The organism is Pseudarthrobacter sp. RHLT3-21, from assembly GCF_059383495.1.
In genome coordinates this window covers 58,849-73,606 of sequence record NZ_JBWZCI010000017.1, presented here as the reverse complement: position 1 = coordinate 73,606, position 14,758 = coordinate 58,849, and the positions used below count along the sequence as shown (strand labels likewise).

Here is a 14,758-nt window from a genome sequence, read left to right as displayed (position 1 = left end):
CACTGGGATAGTCTTCTCCCGTTCCGCCGTGCGGACCTAGTCTGGTAGACGAATTGAAATGTGATCTGGACAACGAGCAGGAGCGGTGGACGAATTGGCACGATTTGAGGGAGATTCCGGGGAGGTGCCGCTGGACGACGTCGATCGCCGGATCATCGCCGAGCTCACCCGGGACGGGAGGATGTCCGTGACCCAGGTGGCCGAGAACGTCCACATCTCCCGCGCCCACGCGTACACCCGCATCGCCAGGCTCACCGGCGAGGGTGTGCTGACCAAGTTCACGGCCTTGGTGGACCCCATCAAGGCCGGACTGAAATCCTCCGCCTATGTGACGCTCAAAGTAAGCCAGCACTCGTGGCGTGAACTGCGCGAACAGCTCCGCGCGATCCCGGAGGTCCATCACATCGCCCTCGTGGGAGGCGATTTTGATGTGATCCTGCTGGTGCGCGCCATCGACAACACCGACCTGCGCCGGGTGATTTTCGACCAGCTGCAGGCCATGCCGGGCGTCCAGGACACGCAAACGTTTCTGGTGTTTGAGGATGTTGACACGCGCTAGGAGATGGCGTCCAAGAGGCATCGCCGCGTCCGCAGAAGCGGCTCACTGAAGCAGCGTGGCCCAGGACTCCAGGAACTTCTCAGCAAGATGGGCGTGGCCGGCGGTGTTCGGGTGCGCACCGTCAGAGTCGAATCCCGGGCTGTTGGCAGCCGTGAACCAGCCGGCCTCGTAGGCGTCGATGAACGGAGCACCGGCGGCTGCGGCCCCGGCGCGGACGGCGTTGTTCGCACCTTGCAGCTTCTCCGCGAGCGGCTGGGGCGCCGAGGGCCCAAGAACTATTACCTGGACGCCGGGCCACAACCTGCGGGCCGTCTCGATTGTCCGCGCCGTGGCGGTTTGAATTTCATCAGGGCTGGTGATCAGGGCGTCGTTCTGGCCGCCTTGCAGTATGAGGACGTTGGGGACGAAGCGCGGATCCTTAGCGATTTCCCGCAACCGGACTTCGTACTCACGGGCCTGGTTGTCCTGCGGACCACCGCCCCACGCGAAGCCGGTTCCGCCCACACCGTCGATGTTGGTGGGGTATCCCAGCGAGCCGGCAACAAGGTAAGCCCACCCCTGGCCGGGCCGGTCCGCGCCGTCACCGGCAGTGTACGAATCGCCCAGAATCAGGAGGACTGGCCGGGCGGGAAGCTGGATTTTCAGCTGGTGGGCCGTTGCAGTGGCTGTGGGTGCCGGGGTCGCCGTAGCAGTCGGCGTGGCCACCGGAGAGCTTGCCGTCACAGGGCTTACGGCTTCGCCTGGGCCGCGCGGATTCGTCAGGGCGATTCCTGCTACCCCGAAGGCAACGACGGCCAGCAGAAAAAGTGCACCGTACTTGATCCATTCCTGCTTGGTCATGTTAGGTCCCCCACCGTTTCTCGTCACCCGGCACATCATACCGGCGTCGTCGCGGAGAATCTCAGCACGTTCAGGTAAGAGGTGATCCGTCTCGGCGGTGGCCGGCGTGATGCACGCGTGCGGGCACGATGTGCACGTCAGTATGCTGCTGGGCGCCGCCAACCTGATGGCGGACGTCCGCGGAGAATGGTCCGTGGGAAGGGGGCCGGGAAATGGTAGGCGACGGCCTGGACACCAAAGTGCCCGATCCCGACGGTGGCGCTGGTCTCCTCGATCGTGCTCAGGCTGCAGACCGTCGTTTCGGCGCGAAGGAGCGCCTAGGTCCGTCCGGCCAGCTCCAATTCCCGGGCGGGCTCCGGAACGGGACGGACGACGGCGGGCTCCAACCTTCTGGATGCCCAGCGGCGGATGGGTGTTTCAACAAATCGGAATGACAGGTATGCCATCAGCACTGTCAGGGCTGCCGTCAGCGGTACGCGCACGGCCAGTGATGGAACAAGGGGAATCAGCAGGATAAAGACCGGCAAGTGCCAGAGGTAGATTCCATAGGACAGATCCCGGCCCGGGCGGGAAAGCCAGCGGTGGCCCAGGATCTTTGAGATGAGGCCATCCGGCAGAAGGACAAGCCATCCAATGACCAGCCCGGCCAGAATTGCCAAGGCAGTCGGGCCCACGGTCCAGAAAATATCAAACCAGGCCCCGGGTGCGGTCGGCTCTTTGAACGTGAACACGGCCAGCACGAGGGCGAGCCCCGCGAACGGACCGAACCGGCGCACTCCGGCCTGCAGCGAGACGTGGAGCCGGGAGCCCGGGCTGATGGACGACAACACCAGAGCCACGGCGCACCCCAGCAGCAACTCGTCTGCCCGAGTATCCGGCCCGTTGTACAGCCGGGCCAGCGATGCCCCGCCTGATACCAGGAGGAACCGTTCAACCAGGAACGCCGCCGCCAGGGCGGCCGTGATCCAGGCGACCGCGCGGACCTTCCAGAACCGCAGCATGAGCAAAAGGAGCACTGGCCAGACCAGGTAGAACTGCTCCTCAACCGCGAGGGTCCACGTTGGGCTCAGCGCGCCGCCGCCGGTCGAGGAACCGAAGGCTCCGTAGTTGGCCAGGTTCATCACGTAGGCAGCCGCCGGTATGGCATCGGCTTCCTGACCACCCCACCCCGAGGCCGGAAAGATCAGGCCGACCATAACGACGACAGCACAAAGAGCAAGCAGCGCAGGCCAGAGCCGGGCGAGCCGCTTTGCGTAGAAAACTCCAACGCGCAGCCGGCCCGTGGAGCGGTATTCCTTCATGATCAGGAGAGTGATGACAAAGCCACTGAGCATGAAAAAAACGTCCACGCCAATGGATCCACCGGGGGCGAACCCGGTTAATGTGTGGAAGAGAAAAACGCCGATCACCGCGACGGTGCGCAGGCCATCGAGTGCGTGCTGCCGCCCGGACATCAGCCCGGTTTCGGGCGCCGCCGGGCGTTCCATCATGGTCAGGTGTCGCGTACTTGGCCGAAAATTCACTCAGCAAGCGTAGTTATGAGTCCATAAGCCCAGCTGACTGCCGGCTGGGCGCCAGCTGGATGCGGCGGGATCACAGGCCAGCAACGCAGCCCCTCAGCGGCTCAGGGCAGGCACGCCTTTGCGGGTTCCGGTGAGGCCTGGCCGTTGCCCCTGTGGATCACCACCCCCACACAGGTTGCGGCGTCAGGGCTGGCAGCCACCACGGCCCGGGCTTCGCTGGAGCTGGTGCACTCACCGGCCTGCAGCACCGATACCCGCCGCCACATGTAGACATCTCCCTCCGCGGGCGCAGGGTTCTCCCACGGGAACGTCACGCTACCGCTTTCTTTCGTGCCGGCCAGATTGGCCGGCGCGCGAACCACACCGCCCGGCGCAACACCGTCCAGCGGCCCGTCCAGGCTGGGCTTGGCCTGCGTTGTATTAGAGGGAGCGCCCGCGCCGTTGACCACCACCGGCCCGGTCACCGACGCCGCGGCGAGCACTCCCCCGGCAACCGTCTTCAGGTCGGCCGGACGTGCGTATCTTCGACGGCGGCACGCCGGTCGGCTGCGGGGCCTGAGCTGGCGGCCCGAATCACGGTTGACTCGACCGGCTGGGGCAGGCAGCCCGGCCTCTGCCCCTGAAAGTGTGAGAGACAAATGCTCAAAGCGGTTGGTTGAGTATCTAAGTGAAAAATGCAAGTACGTGCCGTATACGAAACGAGTAGCTGACACTGTGGTTTATCGGGGTGCAAGGAAATAGCTTCTAGAGACGAATCATGCCAGTTTCGGAGGCTCTAGAAAATGTCGATTTTTGGGACAGGAATTCCGTGCACATTGCCCACTTGCACGGTGAAAGGATTCGCGCCCAGCCTTCAGCGGGAAGGGCATGGGGTTCCACATCATGCAACAGCGCGTCAGTTAGGCCTGCTAGATTGCGGCAAAAGCCATGACTAAGAAGATTGGTGAGGGGGAAAGATCCTCGCCCCGACCGGCTACTGGCGTAAAGCGCCGAGGTCTCCTTCGGCTTGGGACCCTTTTGACAGCCTTCACAGGTGCCTCTGCCATTTCAACGCTCAGAGACGGTCGCGCAAATGCGGCCCCAGGGGACAAGAATCAGACGAGTTACGTGCCTTCTTCGGAAAAGGGAGCCGCCTCAGGCGTTGCGACACTGGATCTTGACTCTAGGATACCGCCCGCCCAACTTCCTGACTTGTCTACCACGATTGGTCGCATCGCGCAGAACGTTATCAACGTCGCCAACCACGGAGCCGTTGGCGACTGGAACGGTTCTACTGGCACGGATAATCTACCCTCGTTTGATGCAGCAGTAGGTGAAGCGGTCTCGTCCGGACTACCAGCCAAGATCGTCATCGGGCCAGGCGATTTCTGGATGAATGGTCCGTGGGTCATCGACGGCGACAACGTCACCGTCGAGTGTGACGCCAAGACTGTCATTAGGACCACCACGGCAACCGGCAATGTGGGCGCTGCGGTGGCGTTCATCGGACATGGAGTCCTTTCCCCGAACAACGTGTCCACCCCGCAGCGCAACAGCTTCCGATGGACGGGCGGTAGGGTCATCGCCACTGGATCGGGAAGGGCCGACAACGCGCTAGGTGTAGTGAGGGTCAAGAACTGCCACGTCTCCGATGTGACCTTAGATGCCGACCGCAAGGGCCTTTCCGCCCAGTACGGCATTGACAACGTCGTCTGGGAGCGCGTCGTAGTATCCCGCGCAGGTCTCGACGGCATAACCGTGGAGACAGCGTGTCATCGGGTGGAGATCCGGAACTCTCATGTTGTCACCGCCGCTGGTATTGGCGTGAACGTAACCTCGGGCGACGTCGGCCTACGGAACAGCGACGTGGTAATCGAAGGCGTTGTTGTGGACGCCTCTGCGACAGGGTTCAGCCTAGGCCTCACTGACAGGATCACCCTCCGCCGCTGCGTCAGCACCGCTGCCGCAGTGCAGGACTTGAATCTTGCTGAACTGACTGGCCTGAGCGTGGACGCTACCAACCAGTTCACGACGGTAACCGTGGGAACGAATGTCAGCTACAAGAAACCCCGGAAGCAAGCGCTTACGTTGCTCCTGTCTTGGGTGGCGGCAGCCGGAACGTCGGACGCGCCAAGCGCTTACCGGACGGGTGACGGATTCATAGTGCTGGACGGTGCAATGTCAGGCGGGACCGCATCGGCAAACGCCAAAATTGCGACACTCCCCCTCGGTGTTCGTCCGGCGCACCGCGTGCGAATTCTTGCAAACAATGGCGGCGGAAAGCTCGCTGATATCTACATTGATCCCAGCGGGGAGATGTTTCTCGCAGCGGCGGCGAGCAGCACGATCCTGTCCCTTTCGGGGATCACCTTCCCAGCTGCGTGACACGTCTTGGCGGACCCTAGCTCATTGGATCAGCGTGGCCCAGGACTCCAGGACCAGTAAGAAACCGTTAGGCCTTCTGAGCTGCCAGGGCCGTACTGAGCACGGGGCCGGGGCGGTCTACCCAAGCCGACAGGTTCGGCTCCTTTGCTTCGAGGAGCTTGGAGCGGACAACCACGGCATCATTATTGGTGATCGGCTTGGCCACCTCGAACGCGACCCACGCCAGCAGGGCCACCGCCACATTCGAGGTTACAAGGTAGTTGTTCGCTAAGTTGGACACAAGAACAACCGTCAGCACGCCGAGCAGAGGGCTGTGGAGCTTCACGGCACGCACCGTTGTGACGAGCAAACCGAGGCCAATAATTGCCGCACCGACGTACCCAAGTTCCAACAGCAACTGAATGTAGCCGTTGTGAGCGTGGGCACTGAAGCCGAGGTACAGTGCCAACTCAGGGCTGCCTCCGATACCATAACCAAAAGCTGGCTGGTCGGCAGCGAGGTCAAGGGCAATCTGCCAAATCGCTGAGCGCCCGCTGAGGGTCGGCGACCGGCCAAGAAGACCCAGGACATATGTCTGAATCGCGTCGATGCCACCCGAAATCCAGAGCAGGCCCGCGACTACCAGTAAGAAGCAGATAATAGCTCGGAACTTCGGGATGCAGGCCCAGATGGTTGCGACCAGGCCAGCGCCCATGGCGAGCAGACCTGTGGCGGAGTCAGATATTACAGTCACCCAACCCATCAGGGCCGCTTGCAGGAGATACCGATTCGATGACCTCTTTGTCAGCCAGAAGGACACCGCGAGGACTGTACCAACGCCCGATGCGAATCCCAGCTCGCTGTTCCAGGCGAAAACACCGACAGCCATCTGCTCTACGACTCCATCTGGACGTCGCGCTGCAGCCCTGCCAATTGAGGGCGCCAACAGAATCAGAACGAGCGACACCACAGACGTCCAAAACATGACGTTGAGAACGAGCTTTGAGGCTTTCTCGAGGTTATGGGTGGCGGCCAACAGAGCCCCGATCAGGACGACGCAGACCCATCCCGAGTAGGTCATAAAAGAGCTGGTCACGTTCGGCACCCATGCTAGCGAGATCAGCGCGAAGAAGAACATGGCGAGCCACCAGAACTCACGGGCCAGAAGGGGAAGAATCTTTGTGAGTAGCCCCAAGGAGAGCACAATCGCTATCGCACTGGTGGCATACCGCAGATCCGAATAGTTCAGGACTGTAGGCGAGTCGGAAATGAACCGGATTCCAGTGCCCGCAGCAGCGGCGATGCCTATCGTTAGGCCGAGACCTACGAACCGTGCTGAGTTGGTCCGAACATAGAGGGCGACCAATACTCCAGCCACAATCACGAGGGCCAGGAGCGGCCACAGGACCGACAGGATCACGGCGCCAGCAACCACAATTAAACCGCCAACGTACCAGCCCGCCCCCTGAATATTCACACAGGTCAGGATACAGCCAAGGCGTGTCCGAAAGAGCGCTGAGCCATAGGGTCGTTACTTTTCCAGACAGCGGAATTGGAAAAGCGCTGGATTGCCGTGGGCAGGCGTCCGCACAGACGACTCGCCGGCCCGCACCGCGCTCCCGCGCCATGCGCCGGACGAGTGACCCTACAAACGGCCACCATCGGCCGGACCGAGATCAAGGACCTGCCCACGTCCACGCCTGACCCCGCTCCCCGTGAAGCGCAGCTACGGGTCCCAGCGAACGACCTTCGACTAGCTTCTGTATCGCCGGGCGTGGTGGATGCCCAGGCCTTCCTGGTCTTTGAGGACGTCGAGGCAGGGTGACGCACAAGCTGTCACCTTTGCGAATGTAACGCGCGAATTGCGGACTCCGTGGCTATTTCACGCCCCATTTCCAGCAGAAATCTCATTCCAGACACACAAGGGGCTATGAACAACTCCAATTACATCGAAACATCCATCGACGGTAACATGGCAGGCGAACAAGTATTCAGGAGTTGTCATAGGCGAAGTCACGCACGCCTGCCGGGGGGCCGAACTTTACATACAGGTGCCAGTCCGTAGTGTCCGGTTCGACGGACCATCAGGAGTTCCTGGGTCGTCCGATCACGCTGGGCGTCATTGATACCGTACGAGCCGCCGTAGTGACCGACCAAGAAAAGCCAACTTTGAGTGTCCCATCGGACGCACGCCAACGCTCACCAAGCCTTGTTCCTGTGTCCGGGCCCCAGCAGCTGCGCCAGAAATCACGTCGCCTGTCCGCGTACAAGAATTCCATTGAATAGAAAGGGTCCTAATGACCTCGCTCGATGCAGGGCGCCTAGATTACGTTGCCCTAACTGAACACATCCGGGTAGCCGATTCCGACCAATCGGGAATAGTCCGAGATGCAGCACTGGCGTACGTTGAAGCCCGCGATTCTGGGACTGCAAGAATCGCCACAGCGCTCCATGTGGGTGGCCTAAATGCGATCAAAACAGCCTTCTTCCCCGAGGCTCTGCAGCGTGCCCGTCTCGTGTATGCAGATGGAGTTGCCGTTGTCTTACTCGCCAAGCTCGCCGGCGCAGCGAACATTCGGCGCGCAGCAACCACTGACATCGGCATACCAGTAGTTGAGGCGATCGCCAAAATCGAAAATCGCCCAGCGCGTGTTGCCCTAGTCGGAGGTAAGGCTGACCTAGCAGAAATTGCCGGCGCAAACTTGGGGAACATGACGAACATTGAGCTAGTGTTCGCGACAGATGGCTACAAGGATCATGCGCAATGGCAAGCCGCAATTGCTGATCTAAGGAATAGTAACCCGGACATAATCCTGCTGGGCATCGGATCGCCTCAGGAATTGATATTTGCTGATCGCTATCTCGCAGACATGCCGCCCGCCCTGATAATGACCTGCGGTGGTTGGTTCGGATTTCTTGCAGGCGACGAACGCCGAGCACACGCCCTGCTTCGCGCGACGGGATTCGAGTGGTTAGGTCGCCTCGCCCAAGATCCACGCCGCTTGGCTGTTCGTTATGGTCTGGGAGCTTTTACCTTTGCCTGCATGGGCATCAAAATCGTCACGCGAAGAAAGGGGATATGGCGATGATATCCAGAGTAATTTTTGTGGTTGGCAATACAGTACAGCAGGAAAACGCCGTCCAGGTTGCAAAGCATATTTCCAGCATTCATGTGTCATTTCTGAATCTCTGGACGGGAAAACTTCACGACAAAGCCTTCAGTTTCGATGGTCACTCTCCTAGCGTCTCAATCCGGAGAGTCAACCAGATCCTCTCCCGGTCGCCCATCACGGCACAGGACATAACTGTCATTCCACAGGACGTGGGCCTCCTGCAACGACTACTGGTCTGCCGGGCAAAACGCGCCGGCAGCCTGACGGTCCTCATGCCTGACGGCGTGGCGGCCGCTGGTGCGAATACCAACGGTTCGAGGGCACGGCTTGCCCTTCGGACACTTGTCGACACGGCCATGAAGTCCATGGGCTTGGTTGAAGGCAGGGCTGGGAGCATGGGGAGTTCCAAACCCCACATCGTAGCAAGCTGGGGTGCTGGCTGGGACGCGGCCTTCGCGGCGGGTGACGCGACAGAGTTCCGCCATCTTGGCTGCCCACGCATGGACGCCTACGCATTGATTCCCCCGCCCACTGAACCAACAAACCTGCTTGTATGCAGTCAACCCCTCGGCATCCCATCCTGGTCAAGGCCTTACGCGCGAGAGTGGTACGCCTTCTTGGGCGACCTCCTCGAACAGCCGATTCCGAACTATCACATACGCGTCCGCCTCCATCCCGCTGAGCAAAACGATCCGGCAGTCCCGGAACGACTGCGAGCAGCCCACCTAAGGCAACCACTAGTGACGGACATCGAATGGGCTTCGCAAGTTGCTTCGCCGTTTTCAACCGTACTGGTGGAAGCCCTCGCCGCAGACCGCCCATTTCTTGCTCTCGGGCGCGATAAGGCCTTTGAGGCTCAGGCAAATCGGACACCGTTCTTTGCAGACAAGCGCATAACGGTCGCTCCCTGGACCGCAAAGGGCGTTCAGAGTGCGCTTCGTGATTTGAGTAATCCCGCGGGACTCAGGGATGACTATCTAAGTTTCATAGGGACCTCTTCCAAAATAACAGGTGAGCTATTCGAAACTTTGGCAGCCCAGCAATTTCAATTACATGGCAAATAATAAGCGTTCAAACTTTGCTTTAGCAACAATTTCATTTGTCGTCAGCCTAGCGGCTCAACGGGGCTTACCATTTTTGGCCCTTCCAATTGTCGCCAGGGCAACATCTCAATTCGAGTACGGCGCGGCAACTTTGGCAATTTCAATTGCATCCGTCCTCAGCGTCATCATGACTCTTGGAATAAACGCTGCAATGCCCCGTCTTTATGCGCAAGAGGGCTCTGCAGCAAAGTCAGCCTCTTGGGTCGCCTTGACCTTAGTCCAAGTTGCGTTTGCAGTGGTTCTAGTTGTCGCCGTGGGTGGCGCCGCTACAGTGATTGGCCCCGCCTTTCTCGGCGCTGACACCCAAAATTTTGTGCTGCCAGCACTAATGCTGGCTTTTGCTTCCTCCATCCAGATGACCTATCAGGGGATAGCGATCGCCCGCGGGTCCAGCTCTCGCCTTCTCATTGCGACGCTCTTGCAGCTGACTGTTGGCCTTACGCTGGCTCAAATCCTATCAACCGCATTCGGCGGCGCGGGCTACATCTATGCTCTGGCCTTTTCATCGATATTGGCAACAAGCCTCCTAGCTGCGTTCGCTCACCCCAAGCCAGATTGGCGAAAGATGGCAGTTCGGGCGGGACTGAAGTTATCGATGCCCTTCATCGGGCAGGGACTATCGACCTGGCTGTTGGCACTGTTCGACAGAATTGTGATTGGAGTGTTGCTAGGCGCGACTCAAGTTGGTGGCTACCAAGTGGCTTACATGGCCGGAAGCGTGCTCGGGATGGTTCTCGAAGGGTTCCAGGCCGCTTGGGGTCCCCGTTACCATAAATCTAAATATACGCACAAGAAGTTGCTTCTCGTCCGACTACTGAATCCAAGCATTTGGCTTGCAGCAGTTATGGCGCTACTTCTATGCAGTGTGGCGCCACTTCTTTTGCCTCTGATCGCACCCACTTATGACGTTAGCTACGCACTAGTAGCACTTGTGGCTCTGTCGTCTTTGCCACGTGGAATCTATTTCGTTTGCATCGCGGCGCTTCTAAACGAAGGACGATCTACAGCAGTAATGACTTCGACACTAACCAGCGCAGTTTTTACGGTTGTCGCTGCACTCGTGCTTATTCCTCAAGTCGGTGCAATCGGCGGCGGCGTCGTAACCTTGGCCGCATTCATAATACAGTCGCTAATTGTGCTACATCGTGCATTCGCATGGCCACTTCGTCGGACGGTTGCACTTGTGGTCGGACCAGTCGTCGGCCTAGGGATATTGCTTGCGCTATTTGGGCAAATTGCTCAACTCCACCCAGCCATGAATTTCGTTCTTCCGATCTTACTGGTCATACCAGCTGCCGTTGTAGGTTGGAAGTCCTTTAAATCATTCGGATCCGTCCTGGCCGGCTGGCAAAAGGACGACGACTAGGTGGAGCCTGTCACCGCTTTTCAGATTGTCCTGAGTTTATTTCCCGCTGCGGAGGCGATCAGGATGAGCTTTGGAAATCGACTCTTCAAGGTTCCCGGAGAAATAGGTTCGTGTTGTAGCTAGCAGAGGACTCGTAGTCCTGCTGGGATGAGTGTTATCTACGCATTCAATCTGAACAGCAACCACGAGCCTTGCTAAGCCTACTGTGGCGGCCCAAGATGCTGCCAGCATGATCTTCAAGCTGCCTAATTAGGCCGCAGGGTTCGGCGTCTAGTGGTGGCCGATCCAAAGCGCTCTGGACTCCGGGGCCCTGACGCTGCAGGACGTGAACCAGCTTGCACCAGGGATGCTGGCATTGATGAACACCGGCATTGCTTGCTAGCGGTTCCCTGACGGATGCGGCCCCTGCGAAAGCAAGCATGCAGTCCCTGGTCCAAGAAGCAGTCCACCTGAAACGAACCGACTCTGGCGATCAATCTGCCGGTGGTGTAGCGAAATCCAAGTCCTCATCGTCATAGGAGCCACCACCGCGAAGGTCGAGGCGAACAACACCGCGATCAAACACACCAAACAAACCGGCCGTGGGTTCACCAATCCCAAGACTACAAAACACGTATCCTGTTGCGCAATGCCGCCAAAACGTCGGCATGAACATTCACAGCAGCAGTTCATTTACCACGAACCGCGAAGAGCCCGGATATTGCTCGTGCGCGCCCGCGATACTCTGACCACGAACGCAGCCCACCGCCTGGCCGAGGTATCCGCCAGCGACGACCGACAGCCAGGCTGGAATCGAGTCGGTGTCGTATTGGGGAGTCAATAAACAACGTTTTCAATAACCAATGTTCCTACGTTATGAGAACCCTGGCACTCTCACAACAAATGATTCACTCGCCGGTCGTTCTACGGATTCGAATGCCCCGGGAGTGGAGCCAATCCGGCCTTCACCACTGCTTCAACTAATTGGAATTCCTCAACTTCATCAATGCTGAACGAATGCAATTCAGGAATTTCCACATAGCCGTGGCGGCCTTCATCGAACCAACTGCGCTCGACCCGCCGGATGAATTCGGCTCGCCAGATGTAGAAATTTCCATTGATGCGCATGTATTGCGACAGATCTTGGCGCCGAACCACACCGGCTCCTTGCTCAAAATACCGTGACAAGGCTGCTCCGTCGGGTTCGGGCTTGACGCCTACCCATATCGGATTGAAGAACGGTTCAGAGACGGCAATTACTCCGTCGAGGTCAGCCGCCTCGCATAAGGCATCAATTGCCTGTTGAACTGTCTCCGGCGTACGAGTAGGACTAGTCGGTTCAAGGAGCAGCACCATGTCGAATTTCACCGAGAAGATGCGCTCCGACTCCTCAAGAGCATGCCTCAAAACGGCGCTTGTCGGGGCAGTGTCCGAGGCTAGCTCCGAAGGGCGAATAAAGGGGACTTCCGCACCGGCTGTTCGGGCGATTTCTGCAATATTCAGATCGTCTGTTGATGCGATGCATCTTACGTCGGCCTTGAGGAGATGCGCCAAAGCAACTGAATATGAAAGGAGAGGTTTACCCAATAACGGCCGGATATTCTTGCCAGGAAGCCCTTTAGAACCGCCGCGAGCAGGAATGACGGCGAGTACACGCGGGCGAAAGGAGCTGTCAGTCATTTCGGCATTGACCTCAGTTTCGTATTTACCGGGTCCAGAGTTAGACACCTAGGCACGAACTAAGGGTACCTTCATTGCCTTGACACTCTAAACGGCGCCAACACCCGCCCAACCCACGATTCGACAGGCTTGTCCACACTGAGGTGTCAGCGTCGGGGCCGATATGAGTAGTCCCATCGTCCGACAGATGCAAAAAGACGAAACATTACGGGCGTGATACGTCAAATCAAGAGAACCCTATCAATACCCCGTCTTTGGCCGACCATTCAGACGGACACTCCATACGCATTGGCTCTAAGAACGAAAACGGGTCAATTGAGTGGCGGGTGACGAGTATGATGTAAACGTCATCTGACCGCACGATCTCGAGGCAACCCTACTTTCATGTATACCAAGACACCAGGCAGCATTCTGCTGAAAATGCATGGTCAGCCACGGTGCGGCTCCACGACGACTCCGGCTCTGAACCCCGAGCAGCTGCAACAGATTGACCCGCATACGTGACCAGCTGGCTAATTATTGGGGGGTCTGGCCACGCCAAGAGTGTTGCAGCCATAATTCGCAACCGCGGCGATCGCGTAGTAGGAATCTCGGATCGTATCCTAGCGGACGCTATGCAATCCGGAGCCGATTTCGATCGTCTCATGGAACCCTTCAAATCTGATAACGGCGATTCGCCGCGGATTTTTCGACACGACAGGGACGCTCTTGAGTGGGCTGTAGGAACCTCGACCTCCATTGCCGTGGCAATTGGTGACAACGCCATTCGCAAGCGAGTATCGGAACAAATCGCCAAGACCGAGCAGTGGGCTCGGCTTACCGCGCCGCTGATTGCGAAGTCGGCCACCGTAGATAGAACGGCAAGAATCGGATCGCTAACTCAGGTCTTCGAGCACGCTCACATTGGCCCCAGCGCCGATATTGGATCGGGAGTTATAGTCAACACTGCCGCGGTGGTCGAACACGACACTGTGGTCGGAAGTGGGAGCCATCTGGCTCCGGGTTCGGTCATATTGGGGGCGGTAAGCGTCGGCCAGGGTGTGTTCATTGGATCTGGGGCTCGGGTTCTACCGGGCCTGAGAATCGGCCAATTTTCCATCGTAGGTGCAGGTGCAGTAGTCACTAGTGACGCGTTAGCTGGCGAAACATACGCGGGGGTTCCCGCACGCATCTTGCAATCCAAGGAAGGCTCAACATTGTGACTCATGAATCCAAGACCACGGCAGTAAGCTTCGGCCCACACAGAATTGGGCACGGTGAGGATATCTTCATCATCGCCGAGGCCGGTGTAAATCACGACGGCGATGTTGACGTGGCACACGAACTCATCGAGATGGCTGCCGACACGGGCGCCAACGCGGTGAAGTTCCAGACGTTCAACCCTCATACCCTAGTCACTTCGGGGGCTGCCACAACGCCGTATCAACGAAAGGCTGGCTTTTCGGAGTCGCAGTCAGAAATGCTCGGTAAGCTCACGCTGCCGGAGGCATCTTGGTTTGAACTCCGAGATCACTGCAATGAACGTCAGATCACTTTCCTGTCGACTCCGTTTGATCTGGCCAGCGCACTCATCTTGGCTGAGATCGGGGTGCCTGGCTTCAAGATTGGATCGGGTGAACTAACGAACACACCGTTCCTAAGAGAGATCGCTCAGTTCGGAATTCCCGTGATCGTCTCGACTGGAATGGGATCACACGACGAAATCGCTGATGCGCTACACGCTACCGCCGCAGCCCCGGCCACTGTCCTGCTCCACTGTGTGTCGGCCTACCCAGCGCCCGTGGACGACGCCAATCTTCTCGCCATACCAGCAATGCGCAGAGACTTCGGCGTTGAAGTTGGATGGTCTGATCACACAACAGGATCAATGACTGCAATTGCCGCAACGGCTCTAGGCTCCACGCTGCTCGAGAAGCACATTACAACCGACAAGACAAGGAACGGCCCCGACCATGCCGCATCCCTGGAGAAATTCGAGTTCGCGCGTTACGTAGAGGATGTTCGAGACGCTCAGACGGCCTTGGGAGATGGGAAAAAGCGGCGGATGCCAAGCGAAGAGGCCAATGCCCCGCTTGTACGTCGTTCATTCCATGCAGCACGCGATATCCCCGCCGAGTCCAAGCTGACGGCTGACGATGTCGTAATTCTTCGCCCCGAGGGAGGGCTCGCTCCCTCGGCTCACGTCGTCGGACGTATGTCCAAACGCTTCGTGGCAGCCGGGCAGCAGCTACTCAGTGCGGATCTTGTCTGAC

Annotated in this window: 14 protein-coding genes; 9 read left to right on the top strand and 5 right to left on the bottom strand. The window is 58.7% G+C overall.

Annotation, left to right across the window (positions count from 1 at the left end; genetic code table 11):
* The first annotated feature begins 94 nt into the window (after nucleotides 1-94).
* Complete coding sequence (locus AC50YA_RS16595; RefSeq protein ID WP_494983330.1) at nucleotides 95-559, top strand: Lrp/AsnC family transcriptional regulator; 465 nt, start codon at nucleotides 95-97, stop codon at nucleotides 557-559.
* A gap of 42 nt (nucleotides 560-601) precedes the next feature.
* On the opposite strand, the gene AC50YA_RS16590 is transcribed toward AC50YA_RS16595, so the two are convergent.
* The 3 genes from AC50YA_RS16590 to AC50YA_RS16580 form a co-directional block, all read right to left on the bottom strand.
* Nucleotides 602-1,399, bottom strand: a complete 798-nt coding sequence (locus AC50YA_RS16590; protein ID WP_494983329.1) for an SGNH/GDSL hydrolase family protein — start codon at nucleotides 1,397-1,399, stop codon at nucleotides 602-604.
* Between the two features lie 317 nt (nucleotides 1,400-1,716).
* Nucleotides 1,717-2,889 (bottom strand): acyltransferase family protein, encoded by a 1,173-nt coding sequence (locus tag AC50YA_RS16585; RefSeq protein ID WP_494983328.1) that lies wholly within the window; start codon nucleotides 2,887-2,889, stop codon nucleotides 1,717-1,719.
* A gap of 134 nt (nucleotides 2,890-3,023) precedes the next feature.
* Nucleotides 3,024-3,404, bottom strand: a complete 381-nt coding sequence (locus tag AC50YA_RS16580) for a hypothetical protein (protein ID WP_494983327.1) — start codon at nucleotides 3,402-3,404, stop codon at nucleotides 3,024-3,026.
* Nucleotides 3,405-4,113: 709 nt separating this feature from the next.
* On the opposite strand from AC50YA_RS16580, the gene AC50YA_RS16575 reads away from it, so the two are divergent.
* Complete coding sequence (locus tag AC50YA_RS16575; protein ID WP_494983326.1) at nucleotides 4,114-5,286, top strand: hypothetical protein; 1,173 nt, start codon at nucleotides 4,114-4,116, stop codon at nucleotides 5,284-5,286.
* 67 nt (nucleotides 5,287-5,353) lie between these two features.
* Here AC50YA_RS16575 and AC50YA_RS16570 read toward each other — a convergent pair whose 3' ends face one another.
* Nucleotides 5,354-6,742: an O-antigen ligase family protein gene (locus tag AC50YA_RS16570; RefSeq protein ID WP_494983325.1), complete on the bottom strand. Its 1,389-nt coding sequence runs from the start codon at nucleotides 6,740-6,742 to the stop codon at nucleotides 5,354-5,356.
* A gap of 162 nt (nucleotides 6,743-6,904) precedes the next feature.
* Here AC50YA_RS16570 and AC50YA_RS16565 point away from each other — a divergent pair, with 162 nt between their 5' ends.
* The 5 genes from AC50YA_RS16565 to AC50YA_RS16545 all read left to right on the top strand — a co-directional run bounded on the left by AC50YA_RS16565 (nucleotide 6,905) and on the right by AC50YA_RS16545 (nucleotide 11,670).
* The gene (locus AC50YA_RS16565) at nucleotides 6,905-7,090 is read left to right on the top strand and encodes a hypothetical protein (protein ID WP_494983324.1); all 186 of its coding nucleotides are present in this window, start codon (nucleotides 6,905-6,907) and stop codon (nucleotides 7,088-7,090) included.
* Nucleotides 7,091-7,562: 472 nt separating this feature from the next.
* Nucleotides 7,563-8,354 carry a WecB/TagA/CpsF family glycosyltransferase gene (locus tag AC50YA_RS16560; RefSeq protein ID WP_494983323.1) on the top strand — a complete coding sequence of 264 codons (792 nt, stop codon included), beginning with the start codon at nucleotides 7,563-7,565 and terminating at the stop codon, nucleotides 8,352-8,354.
* Entirely contained in the window at nucleotides 8,345-9,442 is a 1,098-nt protein-coding gene (locus AC50YA_RS16555; protein ID WP_494983322.1) for a hypothetical protein, read from the top strand. Before AC50YA_RS16560 ends, AC50YA_RS16555 begins: the two co-directional genes overlap by 10 nt.
* Nucleotides 9,432-10,847, top strand: a complete 1,416-nt coding sequence (locus AC50YA_RS16550; RefSeq protein WP_494983321.1) for a lipopolysaccharide biosynthesis protein — start codon at nucleotides 9,432-9,434, stop codon at nucleotides 10,845-10,847. Before AC50YA_RS16555 ends, AC50YA_RS16550 begins: the two co-directional genes overlap by 11 nt.
* Nucleotides 10,848-11,322: 475 nt before the next feature.
* Entirely contained in the window at nucleotides 11,323-11,670 is a 348-nt protein-coding gene (locus AC50YA_RS16545; RefSeq protein ID WP_494983359.1) for a hypothetical protein, read from the top strand.
* A gap of 80 nt (nucleotides 11,671-11,750) precedes the next feature.
* On the opposite strand, the gene AC50YA_RS16540 is transcribed toward AC50YA_RS16545, so the two are convergent.
* On the bottom strand, nucleotides 11,751-12,506 hold the full coding sequence (locus tag AC50YA_RS16540; RefSeq protein ID WP_494983320.1) for an acylneuraminate cytidylyltransferase family protein: 756 nt from the start codon (nucleotides 12,504-12,506) through the stop codon (nucleotides 11,751-11,753).
* Between the two features lie 500 nt (nucleotides 12,507-13,006).
* Here AC50YA_RS16540 and AC50YA_RS16535 point away from each other — a divergent pair, with 500 nt between their 5' ends.
* Together AC50YA_RS16535 and AC50YA_RS16530 are read left to right on the top strand one after the other, a co-directional pair.
* The gene (locus AC50YA_RS16535) at nucleotides 13,007-13,708 is read left to right on the top strand and encodes an acetyltransferase (protein WP_494983319.1); all 702 of its coding nucleotides are present in this window, start codon (nucleotides 13,007-13,009) and stop codon (nucleotides 13,706-13,708) included.
* Nucleotides 13,705-14,757, top strand: coding sequence for an N-acetylneuraminate synthase family protein (locus AC50YA_RS16530; protein ID WP_494983318.1), 1,053 nt, complete (start codon nucleotides 13,705-13,707; stop codon nucleotides 14,755-14,757). The genes AC50YA_RS16535 and AC50YA_RS16530 overlap by 4 nt, the downstream gene beginning before the upstream one ends.
* Nucleotide 14,758 lies beyond the last annotated feature (1 nt).

Coding starts and splice junctions, on each gene's coding strand:
- AC50YA_RS16590 (WP_494983329.1), bottom strand. CDS start 1,399: ATGACCAAGCAGGAATGGATCAAGTACGGTGCACTTTTTCTGCTGGCC.
- AC50YA_RS16585 (WP_494983328.1), bottom strand. CDS start 2,889: ATGATGGAACGCCCGGCGGCGCCCGAAACCGGGCTGATGTCCGGGCGG.
- AC50YA_RS16560 (WP_494983323.1), top strand. CDS start 7,563: ATGACCTCGCTCGATGCAGGGCGCCTAGATTACGTTGCCCTAACTGAA.
- AC50YA_RS16555 (WP_494983322.1), top strand. CDS start 8,345: ATGGCGATGATATCCAGAGTAATTTTTGTGGTTGGCAATACAGTACAG.
- AC50YA_RS16550 (WP_494983321.1), top strand. CDS start 9,432: ATGGCAAATAATAAGCGTTCAAACTTTGCTTTAGCAACAATTTCATTT.
- AC50YA_RS16540 (WP_494983320.1), bottom strand. CDS start 12,506: ATGACTGACAGCTCCTTTCGCCCGCGTGTACTCGCCGTCATTCCTGCT.